We start from the raw sequence: 13,947 nt of genomic DNA on the forward strand, positions 1-13,947 counted from the left end.
CTCGAGGCCACCCACTCCTGATCTGCGCGTGGCCTCCCTTTCGGAGCAACCACCTTGACTGATTCTTTCGCGTCCTTCGACGCATCCCTCTTTTTCGACGAGTCCCTTACTTTCGCCGACGTCGAACCCGGCGATGACCAGCGCTGGTCCACGTGGCCAGCCATCACGCCGTCCGAACGCGGGCCTGAGCCGTGGCCCGAGTGGGTCGTGACTTCTGCCGGCGCGATCGACACTGAACTCGGCATCCTCAAGACCGGCAAGGAGGCAGACGTCTTCCTCATCGAGCGAGCCGTGCCTGACGAGCCGACGCAGCGCACGCTGCTGGCGGCGAAGCGGTATCGCAGTACCGAACACCGCAGCTTCCACCGCTCGGGCATCTATACCGAAGGCCGAGAGGTCCGCGACTCACGCGCAGGTCGTGCCATCTCGAAGAAGACCGCGTTCGGCCGCGAGGTAGCCGCGGCCGAGTGGTCATTTGCCGAGTTCCAAGCACTGAGCCGCATGTGGGAGCTCGGCGCCCCAGTCCCCTATCCGGTGCAGGTGAACGGATCGGAGGTGCTGATGGAGTTCCTCGGCACGGATGCCACGGCTGCACCACGACTGGCACAGGTGCGCAGCGACCGGGCGATGCTGGCCGACTACTACGCGCAGATCGTCGAGATCATGCGCGTCTTCGCCGCGGCAGGCTTCGCCCACGGTGACCTGTCTCCGTACAACCTGCTGGTGCACGAGGGCCGAGTACGCGTGATCGACCTGCCGCAGATCGTCGACATCATCGCGAACCCGCAGGGGCTCGACCTACTGCACCGTGACTGCGTGAACGTCTGCGACTGGTTCGCCCGACACCGGGTGGAGTGCGATGCCGAAGAGCTCTTCGCAGAGCTGCTCGCGTCGTCCTATGCGTGAGGAGCGGTGTTGTCGGCCAACGCACCGGCGCGCCGTCACCGCCCGTCCACCGGACCCGGCCAGACTTCGAGCATGAGCGCTCCTGAGCAGCCGGTGCCGGATTCCCGGGGCAGGTCGACCACGCCCAAAACGATCGATCCCGTAGAGGCCGTCCGCAAGCGCGGTGTGCTCGCCTGGGCTCTGTGGGATTGGGGATCAGCCGCCTTCAACGCTGTGGTCACGACCTTCGTTTTCAGCACGTTCTTGGCCAGCCAGATGTTCGTGGATCCCGCAATCGTCGCGGCAGCCAATGGCGACGCCAAGGACCCGGCGCTCGTTGCGGCACTTGCCGGCAACGCCAGCCTGATCGGGTGGGCACTCACCATTGCGGGAGTGCTCATTGCCCTGCTCGCCCCCGTACTCGGCCAGCGCTCTGACGGTTCAGGCCGTCGGAAGCTCTGGCTCGGCATCAACACTGGCGTCGTCGTACTCGCCATGGCTGCGATGGTCTTCGTCGTCGGCGCCCCCGAATATCTCATCCTCGGCGCCACGCTATTGGCAGTCGGCAACATCTTCTTCGAGTTCGCCGGCGTGAACTACAACGCCATGCTCGTGCAGGTCTCCACGAAGGAGAACATGGGCCGAGTCTCCGGCTTCGGCTGGGGCATGGGCTACGTCGGTGGCATCGTGCTGCTGGTCATCCTGCTGGTCGGGTTCATCGGACTCATCTCGAGCCCCGGCCCGCTCGGCGTCACGACGGAGGGTGGCCTGCACATCCGCCTTGCTGTGCTGGCATCCGCCGCATGGTTCGCCATATTCGCCATCCCCGTGCTGCTCCGCGTCCCGGAGATCCCCGCACGTGCGAGGCAGAACAAGGTCGGGTTCTTCCGCTCTTATGCCATCCTCGGTGGCACGATCGCGAAACTCTGGCAAGGCAATCGTCAGGTGCTGATGTTCCTCGTGGCGAGCGCCGTGTTCCGCGACGGTCTCGCCGGAGTCTTCACATTCGGGGCGATCATCGCCGCGCAGGTGTTCGGGTTCTCCAGCTCTCAGGTGCTCTACTTCGCCGTGGCCGCCAACGTCGTCGCCGGCATCAGCACCATGCTCGCCGGGCGCCTCGACGACGCATTCGGGCCGAAGCGCGTGATCATGGTCTCTCTCATCGGGCTCGTGCTCGCGGGCACCGCCGTGCTGTTCATCGGCGACGGGCAAATGGGATTCTGGATCGCAGGACTTCTGCTTTGCATGTTCGTTGGCCCTGTTCAGTCGGCGAGCCGGTCGATGCTCGCGAGAATCACTCCGGTGGGTCGCGAGGGCGAAATCTTCGGCCTCTATGCCACAACCGGCCGCGCGGTGTCGTTCCTTGCTCCTGGACTGTTCGCCCTGTTCGTCGGCCTCACCGGCGACACGCGTCTGGGCATCCTCGGAATCGTGCTCGTCCTGCTCGCCGGATTGCTGCTGATGCTCCCCGTCAAGGCAAAGCAGGCCGTCATCGAGTAGAACTCAAGGCCGCCAGTTGTCGGCGAGCTTGCTGAGCAGTCGGGCAAGCTCCTGGCTCTCGTCTTCGGTGAATGACTCGAGCGCGTGGGTGAGCATTTCGCGCCGTTCCCCGCGCATGCCGCGAGCTATCTTCCGCCCCTCATCGGTGAGCGCGATGCGGGTGCGCCGGGCGTCGTCGGGGTCGGCTTCACGCTGCACGAACCCGCGCTGAACGCCCTGCTGCACGAGCCGTGATGCGCGGGGCTGGTCGACGCCGATCGCTTCGCCGAGCGCGCTGACGCTGAGCGGTTCGGATGCTGCGGCTAGAGCCTCCAGCATCCTCATCCATGCCGGGCCTCCGAGCCGGCCACCCGGGCCGCCCGCCCACGGCGGCGCGCCGAATCCGGGTGCACCACGATGTCCGCGCCCGCGTTCGTGTGAACCGTGCTCGTGTGGGCCGTGCTCGTGTGGGCCGTGCTCTCCATGCGGTCCGCCGTGTCCGTGTCCGTGCAGCCCCATGCCCAGCGGACGCCGCCCGCGCAGGCGCGACAGGGCATTCGCGATCATCTCGGCGGGGTCAGGAATGTCTGTGCTCACGCCCCAACTTTACATGCGACTTGACATGTATCGTCATTGCATGTCACACTACATATACATGCACAGTTACAAGCATAGTTACAAACAAAGGACTTACCCCATGAACTCCATCAACACTGATGAAAACACCCGCCCCTTCGGATTCTGGCTCAAGGCCGTCGATCGCCTCATGGCCATCGAATTCGCCGCCGCCTTCGAATCCGAGGGCATCACGCGTCGCGAATGGCGACTGCTGAACATCGTCGACGGCACCGTCCCTGCACACCGCCGCCAGAGCGATCGCCCCCTTCCCGCACACAAGCTCGGCCGGCTCATCGAGCTCGGTTGGGTGACGGATGCCGAAGGCACCTGGACCCTGACCGACGACGGCCGCGCTGCCAAAGAGCGCCTCGGCGGCGTCGTCGAAGGCATCCGTGCGAAGGTCACCGACGCGGTTCCCGCTGAGGACCTCGCCACCACCATGGCCACACTCGAGCAGCTTGCTCGTGCGTTCGGCTGGGATGAGGAGACGCCTCTCCCCCGCGGACCGCGCGGCGGCTTCGCCGGACGCGGCTTCGGCCCGGGCGGCTTCGGTCGCCGTGGGCACGGCTTCGGTCGTGGACACGGCTTCGGTCGCCCCGGACGCGGCTTCGGCCACGAGGAACACGAACCGCACTCCGGCCACGAAGGACACGGCTCACCTGAGATGAGCGAGCGCGAAGGCTGCCGCCACGGCGAGCACCACCTCAATCACGAGGGTCGCGATCACATGGGTCGCGATCACGAGGGGCACGGCCACGAGGGGCACAGCCATCGTGGCGGACCGCGTGGCCACCGCGGCCACGGCGGCGGACGCATCGCGCACTTCGCGCAGGGTGCCTACGAGCGCGGCTTCGACGCCGGCTTCACCCGCGGGCGCGACGCACAGTAACGCCCACCAAGAGGGGCACGGATGCTTGGGCACCCGTGCCCCTCTTGTCATACCGCGTTGCGCTCAGGACACTGAAGATTCAGTTGTCACGGCCATGGGATCGGTAATCCCCGCGAGCTCATGCTCACTGCCAGGGGCTCCGATAAAGGCCAGCAGTACGGGTGTCCCGGAGCGATCATGCACGATGCGACCGGCATAAAGTGGCGTGCCGGCGATCAACTGTGCGTCATCGACTCTGACATCTCCGAGTTCGCCGCGGACAGACACCATCCACACGCCGGATGCGTCAGCTGCACCCTGCCGTTTGTCGGTGCGCCGTGGCCCGCAGAAGAGCAGTACCTTCTCACCACCCACCTCTGCAGTCTGAAGAACCTCCAGATGCGGAAATTCCGCTGACGGTATACCCATCGGAGGCTCGACGGTCCACGTCTCAAGATCCGGCGAACGGCTCGTTCTGCATGGAGTGAGCGCCGGGGGCGGACTTGCCGCCGGCGTTGCTGTGCTCGCGCGTGACCGCCAGGGGCCTCGCATGCTTGGCCAGATGCTCATCTGCCCGATGCTCGACGATCGCAACGACTCCGACTCCGGCCACCAGATGACCGGTCAAGGCGCATGGGACCGTACTGCGAATGAGACTGGCTGGAATCTGTACCTGGGCGATATCCAACGCGACGAGGTGCCGATTTATGCTTCCCCTGCGCGCGCCGACGACCTATCCGGGCTACCGCCCACGTTTATAGACGTCGGGTCAGCGGAGACCTTCCGCGATGAGAACATCGCTTACGCATCGAGAATCTGGGCGTGCGGCGGAGATGCCGAACTCCACTTGTGGCCGGGTGGCGTGCACGGCTTCGATGCACTCGCTCCCGACGCAGCGTTGTCACACGACGCACGCCAAGCCCGGGTCCGCTGGCTCACGCGGCTGCTCGGAACCCCGATCGACTGATCGGTTTCCCGAACCAACCAATCAAATCGGCAGCACGTGGCCACTCGGCGCGAGCATCACCTGGCCGGCGGCCCCGCCGGATAGGCCCAGCGGCAAGTTATTGAAGAGGTACCCCAGTAGGACGATCGCGCCGATGAGCAACACCGCGAGGCCGATGAAGATCGTGATGGTCCAGCCACGGTAGCTGCCCTCGGGCGTGCCGCCAGCGGCGGGACTCACGAAGTCGCGGTTCGCCGCTTCGCGAGCCGTCGCAGCGCGTGATGCGGCGGCGCGTGATGCGGCTTTCTCTGCAGCGGTGGGCGGCACGATCTCCTGCTTGTGGGCGGATGCCGAGGTCCACGTGTCGTCGGGTGCCCAGGTGCTGCGCTTTCGAAGCGCGGGGGCGGCCGGTGCATCAGCATTGTCTGATGGTGCCGGTGGAATGACGGGCGCGGGGCTCGGCGACGGCGGCACCGCCCCGAATGTGGGGGGCGGTGGCACTTCGAAGTTTTCGATGGCCGCTTCGGCATCGGGAATCTCGACCGTCTCCGGTGTTGGCACGGCGAATGGCTCGACGCCCGAAACGGCAGGCGGCGCGGCTGCGGCAGGTGGAGCGGCGGCCGCGGGCGGCGCGACCGGTTCACCGCTAGACACGGGCGCGTCGGTGGGGGCATCCTCGCCGGGTTCTTGCAGATTCTCCGTATTGTTGCCGCTCACGTTCCTGATCATACGTGTGCGGGCGCAAACGGCATCCGGTTGGCGGGTATCGTCAGCCGCCGAGCGAGCCGATATCGGTATAGCCGACGTCGGTGCGGTGGAAGTTCTGGAACGAACGGGATGCCGTCGGCCCGCGCTGCCCCTGATAGCGATTGCCGTACGGGCCAGAGCCGTAAGGGTTCTCCGCGGGCGAAGACAAGCGGAAGAAGCAGAGCTGACCGATCTTCATCCCTGGCCACAGCTTGATCGGGAGCGTGGCGACGTTCGCGAGCTCGAGGGTGACGTGGCCGGTGAAGCCGGGGTCGATGAAACCGGCGGTGGAGTGCGTGATGAGGCCGAGGCGCCCCAGCGAGCTCTTGCCTTCGAGGCGAGCAGCGATGTCATCCGAGAGTGAAACCTGTTCGAAAGTCGCACCGAGCGCGAACTCACCGGGGTGCAGAATGAACGGCTCGTCCGGCGCGACCTCAATGAGGTGCGTGAGGTCGGGCTGATCCACCGAAGGGTCGATGAACGGGTACTTGTGGTTGTCGAACAGCCGGAAGTAGCGGTCGAGGCGCACGTCGATGCTGGAGGGCTGGATCATCTCCGGTTCGTGGGGATCCAGACCAATCCGGCCGGCTGCGAGTTCTGCCCTGATGTCACGGTCACTGAGAAGCACGTGTTCAGCGTATGGCATCGTCCGAAGAGCAGATGCTTCTGGCATCCTGAGGTCATCGGTCTCATACGGAGGTTGCAATGGTGCACTCGATCGTCGTCGGTGCAGGAATGGTCGGACTCGCCACGGCCTGGCATCTGCAGGAGCGCGGCGTCGAAGTCACTGTTCTCGATCGCTCCGGTGTCGCTGCTGGGTCTTCGTGGGGAAACGCCGGCTGGCTCACGCCGAGCAAGACGATTCCCCTCGCCGACCCGAGCCTGTGGACGTATGGCCCGAAAGCGCTGATCGATCCGGATGCTGCGCTGCACGTGCCGTTCCGGGTGGATGCTCGGCTCTGGAGCTTCTTGGCACGGTTCGCCGCGCACGGCACCAATCGCGCGTGGGATCGCACCATGGCCGCACTCACGCCGATCGACAAAATCGCCCTGGAGTGCTTCGACGAGCTCACCGACGGTGATGTCGATTCGTGGACGAGGGAGGGTCCGTTCGTCATCGGCTTCACAGAGCAGGCACATGCCAAGGGGTTTCTGCGCGAGATCGCAGGGGTGATTCGGCACGGACAAGACGCACCGCTGGAGCGCCTGCAGAACCCGCAAGAGCTCGCGCCGATGCTGTCGGATGCTGTGACCGTCGCCTACCGGCTGGACGGGCAGCGGTTCATCGAACCCGCACCGTTCGTGCAGGCCCTGGCCGATGCGGTCGTCGCTCGCGGAGCGACTCTTCGCTCGGATGCGGAGGTCGTGGATGTTCACGGTGCCGGCTCGCCGAGCGTGACACTTGCTGACGGCGAGCGCCTGACTGCGGAATCGGTCGTCATCGCGACGGGCGCCTGGATGCCGGCACTCACGCGCAAACTCGGAGTGAAGGTGCCGGTGCAGGCCGGTCGCGGATACTCTTTCACCGTCGACACCGATGAGCCGGCAACGCATCCGGTGTACCTGCCATTGCAGCGCATCGCCTGCACACCATATGAGGGGCGCTTCCGCATCGCGGGGACGATGGAGTTCCGTGGACCGGACGAACCATTTCAGGCTCGACGTATTCAGGCGATCGTCAACCAAGCACGGACGATGCTGCGCGGAGTCAACCTCGATGAGCGGCACGATGAATGGGTCGGATCGCGGCCGGTAACACCCGACGGGCTGCCATTGGTGGGAGCGACCCGCGCGCAGGGCGTCTACGTCGCCGGCGGTCACGGAATGTGGGGAATCGTGCTCGGCCCCGCGACGGGCAAACTGCTCGCCGCGCAGATTATCACCGGCAAGACGCCCACCGCGATTGCACCATTCGACCCACTGCGGTGACGGTCGTTCACCTGTCGAGCTACCCAGGTCGCTGAGCCTGCACGCCCCGGTTGCTGAGCCTGTCGAAGCGTCCGCAGCGACGAAACTGCATGCGCAAGTTTGTTATGCTGGCCGAACGCCGCAAGGCCTCGGGACTGTAGTTCAATGGTAGAACTTCTGCTTCCCAAGCAGATAGCGCGGGTTCGATTCCCGTCAGTCCCTCCGACTTTTTCGCAGCGCGATAGCGTCCTTAAGACAGGGCACACGTGTCGCGGTCACCGGATCGATCCGCGAAATACGGGTTGCTTGCCGCGCGCGACGCGCCCATTGCCCAACTCGGCGTCGATCTCGCGATCCTAGATATCTAACTAGTTATTAAGAGCTAATTTGACTACTGAGAATCCTTTCTTTTATCGTCATTTTGTTCTAGTATAGGTCTATGGCACCGATCAGTCCGACGCTCCAGGCACTCGAGGAATCCCTCGTGGTACGCGGCGAGCTCCTCGACGATTGGGTCGGGTTGGGAAGGCAGATTGCCGCGCTCGAAGCACGGCGTGCCGAGAAACTGGCTGCGCGGCTCGACCTACTCGCGCAGGAGCGATCGTTGGATCCGAGATCGGATGAATTCGCATTCCGATCGATGTGCGCCGAGTACGCGGCGGCCGCACATATTCCGCCAAGCACGGCCGGTATCCACATCACCAATGCGTGGTCCCTGGTGCGGCAGTTCCCCGCAACTCACGCTGCGCTGACGGCGGGAACGATCAGCAAGCGTCACGCCGACGTCATCGTGGCTGAAGTACCGAACGTGAGCGGTCACCCCGACGCTAATGAGCTGCGCGAAGAGTACGAACGCCAGGTGGTGCCGTTTGCAGAGAAAGACACTGCTGCTCGCACACGCACGCACGCACGCGGCGTCGCCGCGACGGTGTTCCCCGAGGGGATGGCTGAGCAGCATCGCCGGGCCCGCACCGAACGCAGCGTCACGGTCAAACCTGATGGCGACGGCATGGCGGTGCTGACTGCGATCCTGCCCGAGCTTCTCGCCTACGCCATCCATGATCGCTTGACAGCGATGGCTGGCGACGTCGTCAAGGCTCGCCCAAAGGGACAGCGCCGACCGCGCCAATCCACACTGGCGAAGATCAGAGCCGAGCGAGATGCCGCGCGTGCCGAACAGGCCCCGTCCGATCCCGAACCGTCAAATGATCTTGACGATGCATTCCAGTACACGATGAATGAGCGTCCACCGTGGGAGAGCGGTACACCAGAAGATTCGGCAGAAAGTCCGGCACAAGATTCGGCCGAAGACGTCGGTGCTATGGCTTCCGATCCTGAGGGCGATGAGTTCATCGATGACTCCGATCTCATCGAAGACACCACCGACGGACTCTTCCACGAATCCACACCGATGCACGACGGGTACGGACCGCTCACGCACGACACCCGCACGACGGACCAATTGCGGGCCGACCTACTCGCCGACCTCCTCCTGACGACCACACCGACCAGCGTCACGACGACAGCGCTTGAGTCCGTGAAAGCAACTGTCCAGATCACCATCAGCGCCTCCACCCTCGCCGGGGACAACAACGCGATGGCTGAACTCAACGGGCAAGGACCGATGACGCCAGATGCGGCCCGTATTCTTGCCGGCCACGCCTCCAGCTGGGACAGAGCGTTCCTCGATCCGCGAGGCATGGTCACCGAGACAGACAATTACGTCCCCACCTCAGGGATGAAACGCTTCTTGCGAACCCGTGACCAGCATTGTCGATTCCCCGGCTGCCGCACGCCCGCACATCGCTGCCAGATCGATCACAATCACGACCATGCCAAGGGCGGACCCACCTCCCTCTGCAACCTGTGCTTGTTTTGCACCAGCCATCATCCGCTCAAGCATCCAGACGTCGACAGCCGAGACCGCTGGACGGCCACACAACTCGACGACGGAGTCGTCCTATGGACCAGTCCGCTCGGTCGAACCTACGCTGATCAACCAACACTGCGCGTCATGTTCGCCTGATCAGTAAACGCGGCGCGCGACTCTGAAGCCCCGGTGAGTCTGAATTCCTCTCCGCATCTTTGCCCCAGCCCGACGCATGGGCGAGACTGAGCGGGGCCGCTATGCGGCAGCGAGCGCCGAAGGAGCACGACCGATGACTCAGCAACCCGGTGAGGGATCCGCACCACGTCGACCCGGCGTCTTTCGTCGACGCCCCGCCGCCGACCCGCTAGAAGACACCAACGCGACACGTCGCACGCGGTATGTCGAGGACGGCCACCTCACCCGCGCTCCGCTCGACACGTCGGTAACCGACGCAATGGCCTTCGCCGATGGCAACGATTCCCGCACAGCGCTCCTGCTCTACCCGGCACCGACGAGACTCGAGATCGAAGAGCTCGCTGGTGCGTGGAAGCTGCATCCGCTGCTCATCGAAGACCTTCTGCATGCCGGGCAGCGTCCGAAGCTGGAGCGCTACGGAGATGTCCTCTTCATGGTCGTGCGGTCGGCACGGTATCTGGATGACGCCGAAGAAGTGGACTTCTCGGAGTTCCACGTGCTGGTCAGGCCGCATGCGATCGCGGTGCTCTGCCAGGACGGCAGGTGGATAGACGGCGTCGACGCCGGCGATGCATCGGCTGCCACAGATGGCGGCGAGCACACGCTACTTGACGACGAGCACCTCTTACACCTCGGACCCGAAGCGGTCGCGTACCGTCTGCTTGATGCGATCGTCGATGGATACGCACCGGTCGTCCGCGGCTTGGAGATTGACGGGGAACAGATTGAACGCCAGGTTTTCAGTGGTGACACCACCGTCACCGAGCGCATCTATCGCCTGAGCCGGGAAATCATCGACCTTCGGCAGGCAACCTACGGTCTCACCGAAGTGTTGGAAGGTTTAAGAAAGGGCTTCGACCGCTACGAAATCCCCGATCCCTTGCAGGCCTATCTCCAAGACGTGGCCGACCATCTCCACCGCGTCGACTTGCAGGTTGTTGAGTTACGCGACTCGCTCTCACAGATTCTGACCGTCAACGGGACGCTGGTCGCCCAGCGGCAGAACGAAGATATGAAGAAGATCTCAGGGTGGGCCGCAATCCTCTTCGCCCCCACGCTGATCGGCGCGATCTACGGCATGAACTTCGACAACATGCCCGAGCTGCACTGGGCCTTCGGGTATCCGCTCGCGGTAGGAGCAATGGTCGCGTTTGCCCTCGTGCTGTACGTGCTCTTCAAACGCCAGAAATGGATGTGAAAGTCATGACATCCCGAGCGTCAACCTGAGCGCGCCACGCGAACATGAATGCTTTTCATCAGCGGCTGGTCGCTCTGCGCGCTGTAGTCGGCCTGGCCAATGAGCACGTTCATCTCTGGCATATAGCCCGCCGCGCTTCCTCGCGGGGTGTCGTACGCGACCGCACGGTACTTCCGCAGCTCGCGCTGCGAGCCGTCCTTTGATGTCGAGACGATGTCGACAAAGTCGCCCTGCTCGATTCTGCGCTCGCGCATGTCGGCCTCGTGCATGAAAATCAGCTCACGCAGATTCTTCACGCCGCGATAACGATCGTTGTTGCTGTAGATCGTGGTGTTCCACTGATCATGCGAACGCATGGTCTGCAACACCAGCATGTCGTCCGCGGCAGGCAGCACGTCGTAGAGCGCCGGCGCAGAGAATTCTGCCTTGCCCGAGAGCGTGCGGAAGTCGAGCTCTCGCGCCGGTTGCGGAATGCGGAAACCGTTCGGCTGTCGCACGAGCTCATTGAACCCCTCGAAGCCCGGCAGCACCTTCGCCATCACGTCACGGATGCGGTCGTAGTCAGCCGCGTACGCCTCCCACGACGTCGCACTGTCTGGCATGGTGGCGCGCGCCATCCGGGCGATGATGTCCGGTTCAGAGAGCAGATGCTCAGAGGCCGGCTTCTTCTTGCCGACGGAGAGGTGCACCATGCTCATGGCATCCTCAACAGACTGCCCCTGCAGTCCACCAGCCTGTTCGTCTCGCTCGGTGCGCCCGAGGCACGGAAGGATGAGCGCCTTCTTCCCGTGCACAAGATGGCTGCGGTTGAGTTTCGTGCTCACCTGCACCGTCAACCTGCATCCGCTGAGCGCCTCTGCCGTGTAATGAGTATCGGGAGCCGCGAGCACGAAGTTGCCGCCCAGGCTCACGAAGACTTTGACCGCACCTTCGTGCATTTTGTGGATGCTGGCGACGGTATCCAGTCCGGGCTTACGAGGCGAAGTGATGCCGCAGACCTCGTCGAGGGCGTCCAGCAACCAGGCGGGTGAGTGGTGGTTGATGCCGCAGGTGCGGTTGCCCTGCACGTTGCTGTGACCGCGCACGGGCGCCGGACCCGCACCGACACGACCGATGTTGCCCCGCAGCAGCAGCACGTTCATGAATTCGCGCACCATGTCGACGGCGTGCTCCTGCTGGCTGATGCCCAGGCACCAGCTGATGATCGTCTTGCCTGCGTTGAGATAGAGCTGGCCGGCGGCGCGCAGCTGCGTCTCAGTCAGGCCCGCCTGTTCCACCAGCTCGGCCCAGGGCGTCGCCTCAACGATCGCGCGATAGCGTCGAGGCCGGTGGTGTGCTCGGCGATGAAATCAGCATCCAGTGCACTCGGGTCGGTCTCGGCCGCCTCGAACACCACTTTCGCGATGGCGCGCATCAGCGCCATGTCACCGCCGGGGCGCACCTGGAGGTCAAGCGTCCCGGTCTCATGCGTCTTGAACAGCGCCATATCGACGAAGTCGTGCGGCACAGTGGTGCGCCTAGACGCGGCCTCGATCAGAGGGTTGACGTGCACAACCTGCGCGCCGTTCTTCACCGCATCCGACAGCGCGGTGAGCATACGCGGAGCGTTCGAGGCGGCGTTCACCCCGAGGAGGAACAGCAGATCGGTCTGCTCCCAGTCGTCGACCATGGTGGTGCCTTTGCCACTGCCGATCGATGCCGTCAACGCCCGACCAGACGCCTCGTGGCACATGTTCGAGCAGTCCGGCATGTTGTTCGTGCCGTACTCACGAATCATGAGTTGGTACAGAAAGGATGACTCGTTGCTCAGCCGACCCGAGGTATAGAACGTGGCCTCATCGGGGCTCTCGAGCGCGCGTAACTCTTCGCCGATCAGCGCGAAGGCATCGTCCCAGCTGATCGGTGCGTACCGATCAGTCTCGGGGTCGTAGACCATCGGCTCGGTGAGACGCCCGGCGTTCTCGAGATCGAAGTCCGTCCAGGTCGAGAGCTCGCTGACGGTGTGCTTCGAGAAGAACCCGCTGCCGACACGTTTGTGGGTCATCTCCCACGTGACGTGCTTCATGCCGTTCTCGCAGATGTCGAGCTTGAGGCCCTTCTGATCGTCAGGCCACGCGCATCCGGGGCAATCGAAGCCCTTGATGGGATGGTTCATCGTGAACATCGCCAGCGCGCCACTCACCGGACGTTGCGATTTTACGAGCACTTCGCCGACCGAGAGCGCCGCTCCCCACGCCGCTGCGGGGTGCAGATAGTCGCCCTGCGACCACGCTTTGCTCGTCACCGGGCCGTAGCCACCCTGCCGAGGAGTCTCTGGCATTAGGCCGAAAGCGACCCCACTATTGAGACTGGTCATCGCCTGCTCCTTCCGACACGAGCGCCGCTGTCGGCGCCGTCGATTCCACCCGCACCCGATGTGGATGGGAATACACGTTCATCGTCTGCCCACGCACGAAGCCGATAAGGGTCAGCCCCGACTTCTCAGCGAGCTCTGCAGCCAGAGACGACGGAGCTGACACCGCGGACAGTACCGGGATGCCGGCCATCACCGCCTTCTGCACAAGCTCGAAGCTCGCCCGACCCGACACCTGAAGCACTGTGCCGCGCAGCGGAAGGCGATCATTCAGCAGTGCCCACCCAACGACTTTGTCGACTGCGTTATGGCGGCCGACGTCTTCGCGCAGTACGAGCAGTTCGCCGGTCGCGATGTCAAAGAGCGCGGCCGCGTGCAGCCCGCCGGTCTTGTCAAACACATCCTGCTGTTCACGCAGTCGGTCCGGGTACTGGGCGATGTCCGCAGCATCTACGACGATGGCGTCCGCGCTGACGTCGTAGCGTGAGACCGTCTCGACGGCGTCGATGCTAGCTTTGCCGCAGACTCCGCACGAACTGGTCGTATAGAAGGAACGCGCCAGCTCCGGCGCGGGCAAAGCCACTCCGGGCGCCAACGAGACGTCAAGAACGTTGTACGTGTTCTCAACCCCGCCTGTGCCCGGCCCACCGCAGTGGATCGCAGACTGAAACTCGCCACCCACGCCGATCACAGCCTCGGAGACGAGAAACCCGGCAGCGAGTTCGACGTCGTGGCCAGGCGTGCGCATCGTGACTGCCAGTGGCGTACCAGCGACCCGGATCTCCAGCGGTTCCTCGACGGCGAGAGTATCCGGCCGACGGTGGGTGCTGCCGCCCACCGTCACCTTCAACACCGACCGCTTCGTCGTGATTCGACCCAT

Annotated in this window: 14 protein-coding genes and 1 tRNA gene; 8 read left to right on the forward strand and 7 right to left on the reverse strand. The window is 64.2% G+C overall.

Features of this window, described 5'->3' with window-relative positions; genetic code table 11:
* Window positions 1–54 precede the first annotated feature (54 nt).
* Window positions 55–906 carry a serine protein kinase RIO gene (locus DC31_RS02815; protein ID WP_036276682.1) on the forward strand — a complete coding sequence of 284 codons (852 nt, stop codon included), beginning with the start codon at window positions 55–57 and terminating at the stop codon, window positions 904–906.
* A gap of 72 nt (window positions 907–978) precedes the next feature.
* Window positions 979–2,385 carry an MFS transporter gene (locus tag DC31_RS02820; protein WP_036276930.1) on the forward strand — a complete coding sequence of 469 codons (1,407 nt, stop codon included), beginning with the start codon at window positions 979–981 and terminating at the stop codon, window positions 2,383–2,385.
* A gap of 3 nt (window positions 2,386–2,388) precedes the next feature.
* On the opposite strand, the gene DC31_RS19050 is transcribed toward DC31_RS02820, so the two are convergent.
* Complete coding sequence (locus DC31_RS19050; RefSeq protein ID WP_235201287.1) at window positions 2,389–2,961, reverse strand: MarR family winged helix-turn-helix transcriptional regulator; 573 nt, start codon at window positions 2,959–2,961, stop codon at window positions 2,389–2,391.
* Between the two features lie 100 nt (window positions 2,962–3,061).
* Between DC31_RS19050 and DC31_RS02830 the strand changes: the two genes are divergently transcribed.
* Window positions 3,062–3,871 (forward strand): MarR family winged helix-turn-helix transcriptional regulator, encoded by an 810-nt coding sequence (locus DC31_RS02830; RefSeq protein ID WP_036276684.1) that lies wholly within the window; start codon window positions 3,062–3,064, stop codon window positions 3,869–3,871.
* Window positions 3,872–3,934: 63 nt separating this feature from the next.
* On the opposite strand, the gene DC31_RS02835 is transcribed toward DC31_RS02830, so the two are convergent.
* Entirely contained in the window at window positions 3,935–4,225 is a 291-nt protein-coding gene (locus DC31_RS02835; protein ID WP_152545317.1) for a hypothetical protein, read from the reverse strand.
* A gap of 52 nt (window positions 4,226–4,277) precedes the next feature.
* On the opposite strand from DC31_RS02835, the gene DC31_RS02840 reads away from it, so the two are divergent.
* Complete coding sequence (locus tag DC31_RS02840; protein ID WP_442921844.1) at window positions 4,278–4,817, forward strand: alpha/beta hydrolase fold domain-containing protein; 540 nt, start codon at window positions 4,278–4,280, stop codon at window positions 4,815–4,817.
* A 21-nt stretch (window positions 4,818–4,838) separates the two neighbouring features.
* On the opposite strand, the gene DC31_RS02845 is transcribed toward DC31_RS02840, so the two are convergent.
* Both DC31_RS02845 and dcd read right to left on the reverse strand, forming a co-directional pair.
* Window positions 4,839–5,513 (reverse strand): hypothetical protein, encoded by a 675-nt coding sequence (locus tag DC31_RS02845; protein WP_152545319.1) that lies wholly within the window; start codon window positions 5,511–5,513, stop codon window positions 4,839–4,841.
* Between the two features lie 52 nt (window positions 5,514–5,565).
* Window positions 5,566–6,171 (reverse strand): dCTP deaminase, encoded by a 606-nt coding sequence (gene dcd / locus DC31_RS02850; protein ID WP_036276941.1) that lies wholly within the window; start codon window positions 6,169–6,171, stop codon window positions 5,566–5,568.
* 77 nt (window positions 6,172–6,248) lie between these two features.
* Between dcd and DC31_RS02855 the strand changes: the two genes are divergently transcribed.
* The 4 genes from DC31_RS02855 to DC31_RS02870 all read left to right on the forward strand — a co-directional run bounded on the left by DC31_RS02855 (window position 6,249) and on the right by DC31_RS02870 (window position 10,714).
* Window positions 6,249–7,472, forward strand: a complete 1,224-nt coding sequence (locus DC31_RS02855; RefSeq protein ID WP_036276689.1) for an NAD(P)/FAD-dependent oxidoreductase — start codon at window positions 6,249–6,251, stop codon at window positions 7,470–7,472.
* Between the two features lie 130 nt (window positions 7,473–7,602).
* Window positions 7,603–7,673, forward strand: a tRNA-Gly gene (locus tag DC31_RS02860).
* A 217-nt stretch (window positions 7,674–7,890) separates the two neighbouring features.
* On the forward strand, window positions 7,891–9,477 hold the full coding sequence (locus tag DC31_RS19055) for an HNH endonuclease signature motif containing protein (RefSeq protein WP_036276692.1): 1,587 nt from the start codon (window positions 7,891–7,893) through the stop codon (window positions 9,475–9,477).
* A 133-nt stretch (window positions 9,478–9,610) separates the two neighbouring features.
* The gene (locus tag DC31_RS02870) at window positions 9,611–10,714 is read left to right on the forward strand and encodes a magnesium and cobalt transport protein CorA (RefSeq protein WP_036276694.1); all 1,104 of its coding nucleotides are present in this window, start codon (window positions 9,611–9,613) and stop codon (window positions 10,712–10,714) included.
* Window positions 10,715–10,734: 20 nt separating this feature from the next.
* Here the strand turns inward: DC31_RS02870 and DC31_RS19820 are convergent, their stop codons facing one another.
* From DC31_RS19820 to fdhD, 3 genes are read right to left on the reverse strand one after another with little or no spacing between them, the layout of a single operon-like run.
* The gene (locus DC31_RS19820; protein ID WP_268748204.1) at window positions 10,735–11,991 is read right to left on the reverse strand and encodes a molybdopterin dinucleotide binding domain-containing protein; all 1,257 of its coding nucleotides are present in this window, start codon (window positions 11,989–11,991) and stop codon (window positions 10,735–10,737) included.
* Window positions 11,973–13,070, reverse strand: coding sequence for a molybdopterin-dependent oxidoreductase (locus DC31_RS19825; RefSeq protein ID WP_268748205.1), 1,098 nt, complete (start codon window positions 13,068–13,070; stop codon window positions 11,973–11,975). Before DC31_RS19825 ends, DC31_RS19820 begins: the two co-directional genes overlap by 19 nt.
* Window positions 13,054–13,947, reverse strand: coding sequence for a formate dehydrogenase accessory sulfurtransferase FdhD (gene fdhD / locus DC31_RS02880; RefSeq protein WP_036276697.1), 894 nt, complete (start codon window positions 13,945–13,947; stop codon window positions 13,054–13,056). The genes DC31_RS19825 and fdhD overlap by 17 nt, the downstream gene beginning before the upstream one ends.

The sequence above is a fragment of the Microbacterium sp. CH12i genome (assembly GCF_000685355.1).
Lineage (GTDB): Bacteria > Actinomycetota > Actinomycetes > Actinomycetales > Microbacteriaceae > Microbacterium.

Bases quoted from the DNA above. Each gene is read 5' to 3' on its own strand.
- DC31_RS02820 (WP_036276930.1), top strand. From the start codon at position 979: ATGAGCGCTCCTGAGCAGCCGGTGCCGGATTCCCGGGGCAGGTCGACC.
- DC31_RS02830 (WP_036276684.1), top strand. From the start codon at position 3,062: ATGAACTCCATCAACACTGATGAAAACACCCGCCCCTTCGGATTCTGG.
- DC31_RS02855 (WP_036276689.1), top strand. From the start codon at position 6,249: ATGGTGCACTCGATCGTCGTCGGTGCAGGAATGGTCGGACTCGCCACG.
- DC31_RS19055 (WP_036276692.1), top strand. From the start codon at position 7,891: ATGGCACCGATCAGTCCGACGCTCCAGGCACTCGAGGAATCCCTCGTG.
- DC31_RS02870 (WP_036276694.1), top strand. From the start codon at position 9,611: ATGACTCAGCAACCCGGTGAGGGATCCGCACCACGTCGACCCGGCGTC.
- DC31_RS19825 (WP_268748205.1), bottom strand. From the start codon at position 13,070: ATGACCAGTCTCAATAGTGGGGTCGCTTTCGGCCTAATGCCAGAGACT.
- fdhD (WP_036276697.1), bottom strand. From the start codon at position 13,947: ATGGGTCGAATCACGACGAAGCGGTCGGTGTTGAAGGTGACGGTGGGC.